Annotated in this window: 12 protein-coding genes and 1 pseudogene; 11 read left to right on the top strand and 2 right to left on the bottom strand. The window is 36.1% G+C overall.

Annotated elements, in window-relative coordinates:
• Positions 1-75 precede the first annotated feature (75 nt).
• The 7 genes and pseudogenes from ACK1JC_RS08005 to ACK1JC_RS07975 all read left to right on the top strand — a co-directional run.
• Positions 76-609 (top strand): annotated as a pseudogene (locus ACK1JC_RS08005) (MgtC/SapB family protein); the annotation flags it as partial.
• 159 nt (positions 610-768) lie between these two features.
• Positions 769-1,107, top strand: a complete 339-nt coding sequence (locus tag ACK1JC_RS08000; protein WP_409511333.1) for an FKBP-type peptidyl-prolyl cis-trans isomerase — start codon at positions 769-771, stop codon at positions 1,105-1,107.
• A 426-nt stretch (positions 1,108-1,533) separates the two neighbouring features.
• On the top strand, positions 1,534-3,561 hold the full coding sequence (gene pgaB / locus ACK1JC_RS07995; protein ID WP_409511332.1) for a poly-beta-1,6-N-acetyl-D-glucosamine N-deacetylase PgaB: 2,028 nt from the start codon (positions 1,534-1,536) through the stop codon (positions 3,559-3,561).
• A 9-nt stretch (positions 3,562-3,570) separates the two neighbouring features.
• Positions 3,571-4,836 carry a poly-beta-1,6-N-acetyl-D-glucosamine synthase gene (gene pgaC, locus ACK1JC_RS07990; RefSeq protein WP_409511331.1) on the top strand — a complete coding sequence of 422 codons (1,266 nt, stop codon included), beginning with the start codon at positions 3,571-3,573 and terminating at the stop codon, positions 4,834-4,836.
• 67 nt (positions 4,837-4,903) lie between these two features.
• Positions 4,904-5,317, top strand: coding sequence for a poly-beta-1,6-N-acetyl-D-glucosamine biosynthesis protein PgaD (gene pgaD, locus ACK1JC_RS07985; RefSeq protein WP_409511340.1), 414 nt, complete (start codon positions 4,904-4,906; stop codon positions 5,315-5,317).
• 68 nt (positions 5,318-5,385) lie between these two features.
• Complete coding sequence (locus ACK1JC_RS07980; protein ID WP_409511330.1) at positions 5,386-6,513, top strand: acyltransferase family protein; 1,128 nt, start codon at positions 5,386-5,388, stop codon at positions 6,511-6,513.
• 254 nt (positions 6,514-6,767) lie between these two features.
• Positions 6,768-7,355, top strand: coding sequence for a hypothetical protein (locus ACK1JC_RS07975; RefSeq protein ID WP_409511329.1), 588 nt, complete (start codon positions 6,768-6,770; stop codon positions 7,353-7,355).
• 12 nt (positions 7,356-7,367) lie between these two features.
• Here the strand turns inward: ACK1JC_RS07975 and ACK1JC_RS07970 are convergent, their stop codons facing one another.
• Positions 7,368-8,273 (bottom strand): alpha/beta fold hydrolase, encoded by a 906-nt coding sequence (locus ACK1JC_RS07970; RefSeq protein WP_409511339.1) that lies wholly within the window; start codon positions 8,271-8,273, stop codon positions 7,368-7,370.
• A 91-nt stretch (positions 8,274-8,364) separates the two neighbouring features.
• On the bottom strand, positions 8,365-9,159 hold the full coding sequence (locus ACK1JC_RS07965) for a crotonase/enoyl-CoA hydratase family protein (protein ID WP_409511328.1): 795 nt from the start codon (positions 9,157-9,159) through the stop codon (positions 8,365-8,367).
• A gap of 168 nt (positions 9,160-9,327) precedes the next feature.
• On the opposite strand from ACK1JC_RS07965, the gene pnuC reads away from it, so the two are divergent.
• From pnuC to ACK1JC_RS07945, 4 genes are all read left to right on the top strand, one after another.
• Positions 9,328-9,915 (top strand): nicotinamide riboside transporter PnuC, encoded by a 588-nt coding sequence (pnuC, locus tag ACK1JC_RS07960; RefSeq protein ID WP_409511327.1) that lies wholly within the window; start codon positions 9,328-9,330, stop codon positions 9,913-9,915.
• 91 nt (positions 9,916-10,006) lie between these two features.
• On the top strand, positions 10,007-10,318 hold the full coding sequence (locus ACK1JC_RS07955) for a hypothetical protein (protein ID WP_409511326.1): 312 nt from the start codon (positions 10,007-10,009) through the stop codon (positions 10,316-10,318).
• A 136-nt stretch (positions 10,319-10,454) separates the two neighbouring features.
• Positions 10,455-10,946, top strand: a complete 492-nt coding sequence (locus ACK1JC_RS07950; RefSeq protein ID WP_409511325.1) for a DUF2505 family protein — start codon at positions 10,455-10,457, stop codon at positions 10,944-10,946.
• Positions 10,947-11,263: 317 nt separating this feature from the next.
• Entirely contained in the window at positions 11,264-12,418 is a 1,155-nt protein-coding gene (locus tag ACK1JC_RS07945) for a GGDEF domain-containing protein (protein ID WP_409511324.1), read from the top strand.
• Positions 12,419-12,428 lie beyond the last annotated feature (10 nt).

Raw genomic sequence — 12,428 nt, 5'->3', positions numbered from 1 at the left:
GTTTTCTCATGGGGGAAATTTAACAAATTATTTTTTCAATTGCTAAAAAAGAATGAAATTAATACTGGATAGGCTCTAAGAACCATGATTATGGTTAGTCTAGCCTCCTGTTTATTTACCATGCTTTCGCTACGTATTGGGGTAGAAAATCCAGATAGACTTGCAGCAAATATTTTAACAGGACTTGGTTTCTTGGGCGCGGGTGTGATCTTTAAAGATGATAATCGAATTTCAGGCATTACCACTGCAACAACTATTTGGATGGTTGCAGCACTAGGCATGGCAGTTGGGGCAGGCTATTTTTTCTTAAGTTTAATCGGTACAGGACTGGTGCTGATTGTCTTGATATTCTTGGTGTATATTCAAGAGGAAATAGATGAATTTCATCAGGCACGCAATTATAGAATTTTATGTATCTATAAAGAAGAAACGCTAGATAAATATGAAAAAATATTTTCTGATAACCAATTAAAAATTATTCGTGGTGGGCAAAATAAAACTGAACAAAATATTATTGGGCATTGGGTTTTAATTGGATCAGCGCAAAACCATCAAAAACTCACACAATATTTATTGAATGATACTGAGATTAAAGAGCTGAGTTTTTGATATTAGATTGGACTATAAGCAGAAAAGTGGAAACCGCAATTATAAGAATATGCGTATAATTATGCACAATAGGTTTTACAAGATTATCATCATTTTTGTCAGGCATGTGCTGAACAATAGATGAAATTTCGTTTTTATATGTGATGGATTGAGTGAAAAATGACGACTGAATTAGAAATTATTGATTTGAAAGTAGGTGAAGGAAAAGAAGCGGTAAAAGGTGCTTTAATTACGACGCACTATACAGGTTGGTTGGAAGATGGCACAAAGTTTGATTCTTCAATTGATCGTGGGAGTTACTTTGAAACTGTGATTGGCACAGGGCGTGTGATCAAGGGTTGGGATCAAGGGATTATGGGCATGAAAGTGGGTGGTAAACGTAAATTGATCGTGCCGTCACACTTGGCGTATGGTGAACGTAAAATGGGTAAAATTATTCCTGCCAATTCAAATCTTACTTTTGAAATTGAATTATTTGATGTAAAAACACGGGATTAAGACTTTGCACTTTTTGCAGTAAAAAATTGTAGAGTTTTGTATTAAAAAGCCCTTGAACTAAAATAAATTCGAGGGCTTTTTAATGGTTTACTAAAAAAGAAACATAATTCATTTAGCTTGAAAATGACTTTATTGTTCGATTTATTGTGAAAATATGAGGGAACTACATCAAATATGTAAGTTTTGTCTAAATATTGATCATAAAGACACATATCTAAACATACAATAACCTCATAAAGTGATAAAACGCATCTGCAATAAATAATTCAATTCTGAATTATTTTAAGATTATTTTCAGCTTCATTCTTTTAAATCAGCAATATAAGTATCTGATCAGATCCGTTCACCGTAAATTTGCGTACAAATTTATTGTGTGCCTACGCATTTTTGACCCGATTAACAATGATGACCGAGTAAATTGACCTCATGCAAATTCGTTATTTATCCCCAGCAATGGTTTTATGTGCAATGCTTGGCTGTAGTGTTTCAGGTCTAGCTTTGGCAGAAGATCAGCCGAGTGAAGCTGTCATAGAGCAATATAATTTACCACCTGCTGATTTAAATACCTTAACAATTATTGGTTATCACGAAATTACAGCGGAAAAAAACGCCGTGATTCCCGATTATGCGGTGAGTACGAAGCAATTTGAGTTGCATCTCGATTGGTTGCAAAAAAATGGCTACCACTTTATTTCAGTGACTCAATTGATTAAAGCCAATGAAGGCAAAGCTAAACTGCCTACTAAACCCGTATTATTAACCGTAGATGATGGTTACCAATCTTTTTACCAATATGCTTATCCAATTATTAAACGCAGAAAAATTCCTGTAGTGATGTCGGTGGTTGGATCTTGGCTTGAAACCAAAGCCAATACGCCCGTACAGTTTGGTGATGATCAACTCGCACGAGATAAATTGCTCAGTTGGGATGAGCTGAAAACTATGCAGAACAGTGGTTTAGTTGAAATTGGTAGCCACAGTTATAATTTGCATAAAGGTATATTGGGTAATCCTCAAGGTAATTCTGAACCTGCCGCAACCACACGTGAATACAATCCAAAAAATAAAAGCTATGAAACAGATAAACAGTACGCAGATCGTATTTTAAGTGACTTGAAAAAGAACAATCAGGTACTTAAAGCACATGGTTTAAAACAGCCACGTGTGATGGTGTGGCCTTATGGTCGTTACAATATGCAAACGGTTGAATTGGCTAAAAAAGCAGGTATGCCTGTGACCATTAGTTTGGATGATGGCCCCGATCATATTGAGAAATCCTTGGGACATTTGAATCGTATTTTGATTGAAGGCGGTATGAGTACCGATGCTTTGGCACAAGAAATTCAAAGCCGTCAAATGAGTTTGGGAGATAACAACCGTCCTCAAAAAATCATGCATGTCGATCTCGATTATATTTATGATCCTGATGAAAAACAGCAAGAGAAAAATCTAGGACATCTGCTTGATCGTATTCGAGATATGAATGTCAATACGGTGTATTTGCAGGCGTTTTCTGACCCCGATGCCAACGGTTCTGCGGATATGGTGTATTTCCCAAATCGATACTTACCTATGCGTGCAGATTTATTTAATCGTGTCTCTTGGCAAATTCAAACCCGTACACAAGTCGGGCGTGTGTATGCATGGATGCCATTACTTGCTTGGGAATTGCCCGAAAAAAATCCTGTTTCTAAGGACTTAGTTGTTACACAGCAGGCACATGCAGGTGATCATCTCAATATGGGCTATCACCGCTTAAGTCCATATTCTGCTGAAGCACGTCAAACGATTGAAGGGATTTATCAAGATTTGGCAAAATCGGCAACTTTCGATGGGATCTTATTCCATGACGATGCAACCTTGTCGGATTATGAAGATGCAAGTCCCGATGCGATGAAAGCTTATGCATCTATTGGTTTAACTGAAAGTTTAGAAGATATCCGTAAAAATGATGCATTATTGCAAAAATGGACGGCCTATAAAACGACAACTATTGATGATTTTGCTCAAGATTTGGCACAGAAAGTTCGCTATTGGCAGCCATTTTTACTAACAGCACGTAATTTGTATGCTCAAGTTGCATTGTCACCATATTCAGAAAATTGGTATGCACAGTCGTTAGAACAGTCAATACAAAAGTATGATTTTACAGCGATTATGGCAATGCCTTATATGGAACAAGCACCTGATACAAATAAGTTCTATCAAGATTTGGTCAATCGTGTCAAAAAGTATCCTAATGGTATGAAAAAAACAGTGTTTGAGTTACAGGCTGTCAATTGGCGTACCAATGAAAAAGTACCGACAGAAGAAATGGCGAGTACGATAAAATCGTTGTATCAACAAGGTGTTATGCATGTAGGTTATTATCCCGATGACCCAATTCAAGATCACCCCGATACAACACAAATGCGTCAGGTATTCGATTTGAAATCTTCTCGACTTGTACCTTGAGGATAGACGATGAGCACTTTTCAGCATCTATGGCAGACCATTCTAAATTTTATTTTTTATTATCCATTATTTATGTCGTATTTGTGGATGATTGGTGCACTGATTTTTTATTGGAAAGAGCGTAAAGAGCCCCCATTTCAACAACCAGTTGCTTTAACTGCATATCCATTGGTTGCGGTGCTTGTCCCTTGTTTTAATGAACAAGACAATGCTGTGGAAACGATTAGTCATGCACTACAATTAAATTATCCAAATTTTGAAGTGATTGCGATTAATGATGGAAGCTCAGATCGTACTGCCGAGATATTAAATGCACTAGCACTTCAGCATGACAAATTACGTGTGGTGCATTTGGCAGAAAACCAAGGTAAAGCAATGGCATTGCAAGCGGGTAGTTTACTGACAGATGCTGAATTTCTGATCGGGATTGATGGTGATGCATTACTTGATCCTTTTGCTGCACAGTGGATGATTCGTCACTTTCTTGAAAATCCAACTGTTGCTGCGGTAACAGGTAATCCTCGAATTCGTACACGTTCAACGTTACTTGGACGCATTCAAGTCGGTGAATTTTCATCTATTGTTGGGATGATTAAGCGTGCGCAACGAACCTTTGGGCGTTTGTTTACCGTATCAGGTGTGATTACTGCATTTCGTAAAAGTGCCGTGCATGAAGTGGGTTATTGGTCACCCAATATGCTAACTGAAGATATTGATATTACGTGGAAACTATATCGAGCAGGCTGGGATATTCGCTTTGAACCGAATGCTTTGGTCTGGATTCTCATGCCTGAAACATTGAATGGTTTATGGAAACAACGTCTGCGTTGGGCAATGGGTGGGGCACAGGTATTATTGAAAAATATTGATGTGTTGTTTAAACCTAAATTGAATTATTTATGGCCATTAATTATTGAATTGATTTTGACTTTAGTTTGGTCATATTTGATGTTAACTATGCTCATTTTATGGATTTTGCATTTCATTTTACCGTTCGCAGGCTTTCCTGAAATCAGTTCACCATTGTTACCTATGGGAACAGGTATATTGCTTGGTACAACCTGTTTATTGCAGTTTGCGATGAGTAAGTGGATGGATAGCCGTTACGAAGCAGGTTTGGCACGAAATTATTATTGGATGATTTGGTATCCATTTGTATTTTGGCTCATTACAGTAAGCGCGAGTATAATTGCCTTTCCAAAAGTATTATTCCGTAAAGATGGAACGCGAGCACGTTGGGTCAGTCCTGACCGTGGATTGCGTAATGACGACTAAAGAACATGATACACAACTGGAATCTGACCCTGTAAAACCTGAGTCATCTAGTTCAACAGAGGCGAATATGAAAACTGAATCTTTGATTATTGATGTACGTGGTCAACTACCATGGCATCGTCGCTACTTCACCACAACCATGACAGCGATGTTATGGGCAGGTTGGTTATTGCTTTGGCGACCATTGGTTATTGGGATTGGATATCTCTCGATTCAAAAACCGCATCTGGTGCATTATTTTTTTAGTACCTTTGCCCAAGTACTTGAAAATGGCTTTTTTGCACTGATTGCCTGTGCCGTTTCCTTGTGGTTGTGGAGTAACTTTGTACCTGCAAAAACTAAAAAAGAAGCAGAAACCAAAAGCACAGCGCAGTATGCGAGTTATTTCAACTTAGATATCGATGCTTTAATGCAAGCACGTCAGCAAAAAATTGCTACGGTTCATCATAATGCTGAAGGACGAATTACTAAAATTCAGTAATCGTTATTTTGAAAATGCTGAAAAATGACAGCGATTAGGTTTGAAGAGTTTAGAGAGTAAAAAAGTACATGACAGCTAAAATTAATGCAGCAGAGAGTATTCGGGGGCTTGCGTGTTTAGCTGTAGTATTTTCTCATCTCGCAATGAGTTTTTTTCCTTTTTTACACCATTTTGATCCAACAGAAACTACCGATTTAAATTGGGTGTATCAAGTTCATCATTTACCACTAGGTTTTTTATATTCGGGTGATGCAGCCGTTTTTGTCTTTTTTGTACTGAGCGGTTATGTGCTTAGTTATGCGATCTTAAAAAAACCTGAACAGTTTCAGAGTCGTTTAAAAAATATGATGGTTAAGCGTTATCCACGCTTAATGATTCCCGCACTGACCTCTTGTTTAATTATTTGGGCGACATTATCAATAATTGATATCGATAGTCGACATGTAGGTTTGTGGCTACAAGCCTTTGCTCAACAAGATTTTAGCTTTAAAACAGCATTATATGAAGGCACAATCGGCGCATTCTTATTTTCGGATAGTAATATTAATTGGGTACTGTGGACTATGACCATTGAGTTGATGGGGTCATTTGTACTGTTTTTTTTACTGGTACTTTATCAGTGGAAACACGGTGTATTTTGGCTCGGTTCAGTGTTGGTACTCGTACTCGCTTATATGTGGCGTGGACAAGGCTTTTGTATGGGAATTGCAAGCTTTGTGATAGGCATTTATATTTATTTATATGCTAAACAATTGTCTGCCTGGTTCGCAGTTTTACTGTTAATTTTAGGTTTGTATTTAGCAGGTGCACATAATACGAGTCAGGCTTATTCATGGTTATATGCGTTGTGGGGTGAACATACTTATGATTTTAGTAATTTTCTTGCAGGGCCAATCATTGTTTATAGTGTATTGATGAGTCCATTGCTGTCAAAAGGGCTTGATCGTCCGATTTTAGTTTGGTTGGGAAAACTATCATTTTCGATTTATTTGATACACTTGTTAATGCTAACGTTGGTGTGTATTCCTTTGTTTAATTTGTTTTTAAAATGGCACTGGAGTTATTCACAGTCTGCAATTTTTTCGGGTGTATTGGCAATATCTGCAACAATAAGTGTTGCAGATATTTATAGTCGTTATGTTGATCAATTTGCAATTAATATCAGTCAAAAAATAGCGATTAAAATTCTTAAATAACTGAATATATTGGGTAGTGATGCTCAGTATTTCCTTGTTGGCAAAAAATATGCTAATTTTATAATCGAAGTGTTGGTATTGACTTTATAATACCAGCTCTCAAGTTATCTTATTCTCTGTATGAGAATATTTGACTCAATCTATATAATGATAAAGACCTTAGATTGAGTTCGTTAAATGATTAATGTTTTAAACAGCACTAAGAACAAAAATAGATGTATTTTATTTAATTGAATCCATAGAGGTTTAGTCGTATGAAGACATTATTGATACTGATTGTAATAGTCGTAGCACTCTATGTTTTATGGACTTTATGGGACAGTTTAATTAAAAATAAAATTAAGAATAAACAGCATTCAATCTTTGATCTGCATCAAAAAAATATATCAAAAAATTTTGAAGAGCGACAAGATGAAGAAGATTTACCTGAAAAATCAAAGCAGATTAAACAGCATTTAGACCAAGAACGTCTGAATGTCACAATGACGAAACAACAGGCAGACGAACAGCAAAATGGCTCAGTACAGATGAATACTGTGATGGATGATGTTAATCAAGAAGATCAACGCTTATTTGATGATGCGGCACAATTATTTTTTCAACAAGCCTTGAAAGTCAGAGATATCAATCAGGCAGGGGAAATTCAACAAAAATGGCTGAATAAAATGCCACACAGTACCCAAAGTCAATCGGGAGGTTTTGATTTTGGCGAATGGGCAATTTATTGGCATTACCATGATCAATCGCTTGAATATTATGTTGGGCGCTACGGTATTTTCTATGCGCATGTCGATCATGAAGGGCGAGAACACAAACTTGAGTTTCGCCAATCGAGTACATAATGTTTTTTAAATTTAGATACTCAGCATCTGATCAAATTGATCTAGCATCTTTTGCCAAATTTGCTCAGAACCCTTTCTAAAATATCCCATATGACCAATTGTCTTGAGCCCATAGTCTTTTGCTGAAATATCAATGTAGTGCATTGGGGCTTGACGATAATGTTGCATAAATGAATCACGAGATTGAGGAAGTGCCCAATCATCATCAAGTGCAGCTACGGCAAAAATGGGTGTTTTAACTTCGGAATAACGTTGATGAAGATCTTGTTGCTGAGGATCTGCAAAGAAATACGTTGGATTTTTACACCATTTACGCCACTGCTGATACACGCCCTTGGGTAAATCTGCACCCATGTTCAATTTACTCCAAGGTAAATAACCTTTAACGGCAACCATCGGTGGAAATACAATATTCCAAATGACCTGAACTTTAACTCGTTCTTTAAATGGCATAAAACCATGCCAGCCTGCACCTGTGCCATAGCAATACATTGCACTGACTTTATGATGATTTCTCGTTAATCCTAAAGCTTGACCACCATAAGAATGTCCGACCATAAATAAAGGAAGATTATCGCTTTTGAGACGATCAATTGCTCCCGTTAAATCATGCTCGCCCCAATCGAGATAAGACATTTGGAAGTCTTTCAGTTGCTTTGGTGCAGATAAATGAATACCACGATAATCAAAGGTCAGAACCTCAAAACCTTGAGCAGCCGAAAATTCAGCAAAGCGACGATAAAATGGTTGGGGTACACCTGTTGCGCATGCCACAACAATACGTGCTTTGACAGTTTTCGGTGTATAGAGTATTCCTGTCAGCATATAGCCATCATGGGCTAAAAAGTCGATGGTGGTACTTTCAAAAGCAGTTTGTGTTGTATTTAGCTGTATTTTATTTAACTGTGTTTGTGGCATATTCATACAAAATTCCTTGTATTACTGATATGAAGAACAGTCAATTTACTTTTGCTTAGGGTGAATAGAGTGGCAATGACGTAAGCTCTAATTATTTTCCTTTAAATTCAGGTGCACGACGTTGCAGCATTGCCATAACACCTTCTTGCGCATCTTCAGATTTTAGTAATGGTGTTAATAGACTTTGCAAGTTTGCAAAAGCAGCTTCAGGGTTTTGTAGGAATGCTTGATGTGCAGAGTGTAAGGCTGCCTGTACTGCAAGTGGAGCTGCACTTGCGACGCGTTCAGCCAGTTCTAAAGCACGTGCGAGAGGGTTGTTATTGATCTCTGTGATGAGGTTCATGGTATAAGCATCTTGAGCATTGAAAAGATCACCTGTGAGAATGTATTTCATGGCTTTTGCCCAACCTGCTGCTTGTACAAAGCGTACTGTTGCACCACCAAAAGGCAGAATGCCACGTTGTACTTCTATTTGAGTAAATTGAGTGTTTTCATGCGCGACAACCATGTCGGAATTCAGCATCAATTCGATACCTGCGGTATAGCAATAACCTTGTACAGCTGTAATTAAAGGTTTGGTTCGTTGGCGACCGACTGTACCCCAAGGATTAACGGTTTCATCTGAAAAATTAAAGACACCTTCTGCAAGTTTAGGTTGTAATTCGACTAAATCGAGCCCTGCGGTAAAATGCTCACCATGTGCAAAGATTACTGCACAGCGTAGTTCAGCATTATTTTCATACTCAGTTAACGCTAGTGCAAGGTCATGGATCATATGACTATCAAAAGCATTGCGCTTATCTGCGCGATCAAGTCCAATTAAATAGATGTGACCTTGAATTTCACGGCTGACTTTGCCTTGATTGGCAGTTGTAGTATTTGGCATTGTATGACTCATTTTTTAATGTGTTTGATCTATTTTTAAGCGATGATAGCGTAATGGTCAAGTCAACAAATTGACTACTGAGGTTATATAGGTTCTAAAATAGAACTCACTTGCAATCATTCAGTTTTTTTTCATAATACAGACATTCAAAAATATGTAGTTAGTCTTATGTCCCCACTTGAAATCATCTCCGTTATTATTAGTGTTATTGGTGTGACATTAACAATTAAAAGAAACATGTGGTGTTGGCTGTTTAATTTTCTTGCCTATTGTTTATATGCATGGCTGTTTTATGAATTTAAGCTCTATGGTGAAACTATTTTACAATGCTTCTTTATGGTGATGAATTTTTACGGTTTTTATCATTGGATGAAAGGGAAGCAAGAGAGTCATGAAATTCGTATTGAACCGATTGCTCCGAAATTGGTCATTTTACAAATGAGTATGGCGGCTGTAGGAGGTTTGTTATTTGGACTTTCTTTACATTATTTTACCGATGCCGCATTACCAATGCTCGATTCACAACTTGCCGCTTTTAGTCTATTGGCAACCTATTGGACTAGTCGAAAACATATTGCAACTTGGGTACTGTGGGTCTTTGTTGATATTATTTATGTGGGTATGTTCTTGTTTAAAGATTTATATCTAACTGCTGCGCTTTATGCAGCACTTGTCGGTTTGGCAGCATTTGGTTGGTGGCAATGGACGCAGGTTAAAAATAAACAAACTCAGTGTAGTTTTACGGGAATATCCTAAAATGGAATAACTATTCCGACTAAAGTTGAGCGTTAAAATTTTGGTCAGATTGTGGTTTTTAAGAATTTGATTCATATTGGAGCCGTTTGAGATGTTACTCGATTTGCAATTACATAAATTTGATGTATTGGTGAGAAAACTGATTTCTGCACCCGAAGACTATATTCAATTTGAATCAGTTTCTGATTTTTATAAAGCATCTTGGCTCAATGATTTTCCTCAAGGAACAACGTGGAAAGTTTCAGGTTTAGATGATGGAGCAGAGGAATTTTGTATTCTCATTACGTATAAAAATCATAATTTGATGATTGATGTTGCTGACAAAATTCAGATTTATCGAAGTGTAGTTTCTGAAAAATTAACAAAAAATGAATGTAGTTCGTTATGCGTCAGTCATAAATAATACGTGACATCTGCTACTTTTTTGATTTAAATGAATAAACAAGCTGCTGAGTTAAATACTAATTTTTGTTTCAATGATTGAATGAAAATTTTCAGCAGTCATAAATTTATCTAAAAGAACAATGAAAGGATTCAAAATGGCACATAAATTTAGTATTCAAACCACCATTCAAGGCATCACCCTTGAAGACTTCAAACGGCTTTCGGCAAATACAGCATTACATGAAGCCGTATGTCGTCGTATTCCTGGAGAAAAGCTGGATATTCTTGAATCGCAAATTACGGGTGACATTTATACTATGCGCCGTGCGTATAACTTAGATGTCAATATTCCAGATATTGCCAAAAAATTATTGAAAGATGCCTTCCGTTTAAAACGAACAGATATAACGAATTTAGCTGCCATGACCTCCACAGTTGAATTAGGTGCAAACCTTCCTTTAGAGGCAAGGTGTGAGCGTTCGGTAACAGGTGATCAGCATCAGATAAAATTACAAATTGATTGGCAGGTAAAGGTGAAAGTACCATTAATTGGAGGTTTGCTTGAAAAGCATGCCGAAGGTGAAATTCGTAAATTTACAGATTTAGAACTCGAAATTATTGAAGATGAATTAAAGAAAAATTTATAAAAATTAAAATAATACTATTCATCCATCAATATTATGGATGAATAGTAAATAATAAAAAAAAGTAAAATTAGTATCAAATTCCTTATTTTATGTATAAAAAATATTTAACCATCTGATTTAAAAAAATTTTATTATCTTTTCTTACTTTAATAGTAAAAATTCACAGATAGTCATAATTTGATGATAAATTATACTAAAGTAATATTTCTTGAAATTAAGATGCTATTGATGAATGTAAAAAGGATATAGTGGAATAAAAAATCATTCTTATACATTTTAAATAATTATAAATATTGGCTATAAGCAGGCGGTCTATAATGAAAATACTAGAAAAAATCAAAGAATTTTTGAACGGTAGCGCACTGTTGAATTGGGATAGTTTGAGCAAAAGTAATTTTGTCATGATTCTTGGCGCATTGACCTATATCATTTGGATTATTTGGTATTTATTTGTTTTTAGTGTTCCCGAATTAAAATATTGGATGGATGAAAGCCTATTCACTTCTCATATAATTGTATCGGTTATTATCATTTTTTTATTTTTACTCTGGGCATTTATTGGCATAAAGTGGAAAGATAATATTTGGATTCAGACGTATTTTCCCTATTTTTGTATTATGTTTTTTGGTGTGACGCTAATTTATGGCGGATTTAATGTTGGTATTATTAGTCCAGCAACGATCGGAAGCTATATTAGTTTAATTTCGGTTGGTATTGTCTTATTTGAACGTAAAATTATTTATAGTACAGCCATTCCTGTGACTATTTTTTTACTGGGTAGTATTGTATTGAGTGCAATGGGAAAAATACCCTATGCACCTTTATTTAGCAATGAATTGAATAGTAGTACGCTCTCTGAAAATCCATTTTGGATTTATAGTATGTTGTACCTGTATGTGCCAATTTTTTTTATTTCTATTGTACTTTTTGAAATACTATTGACCCAGTGGCGTAATCGTGAAAAACAAATTCAAATTATGAGTCAGCTTGATCCTTTAACAGGTATTTTCAATCGTCGCTTCATTAGCCAAAGTTTAGGGAAAATTCATCAGAAAAATGGTGATTATTCCTTAGTTGTGCTTGATCTTGATTTCTTTAAAAATATTAATGATAGCTATGGGCATGATGTTGGAGATCGTGTACTCCGTGATGTTGCGCAGGTTCTTAGTTTGAGTTTGCGTGGTAATGATCTTGTTGGACGTTTTGGCGGTGAAGAATTTGTTTTACTACTTAGTGATAAACAACAGATCCATGCAATGGAAATCGCAGAAAGATGTCGTGAAAAAATTGAACAATTGAATGTGGAATATGCAGAAAATCAATCGATTAAAATCACTGCAAGTTTTGGTGTTGCAACATGGAAACCAGGTTTAACACGTGAAGTTGTTTTACGTCAGGCAGATCAGGCATTGTATTTAGCAAAAAAAAATGGGCGCAATCAGGTCAGAAGCTATTTAGAAATTACGGCTTAATACAATCATT

The sequence above is a fragment of the Acinetobacter sp. TY2 genome (assembly GCF_046269225.1).
In the GTDB taxonomy this organism is placed as follows: Bacteria; Pseudomonadota; Gammaproteobacteria; order Pseudomonadales; family Moraxellaceae; genus Acinetobacter.
Note: the sequence above shows the minus strand (reverse complement) of the source record. Positions and strands in the feature narration are given on the sequence as shown.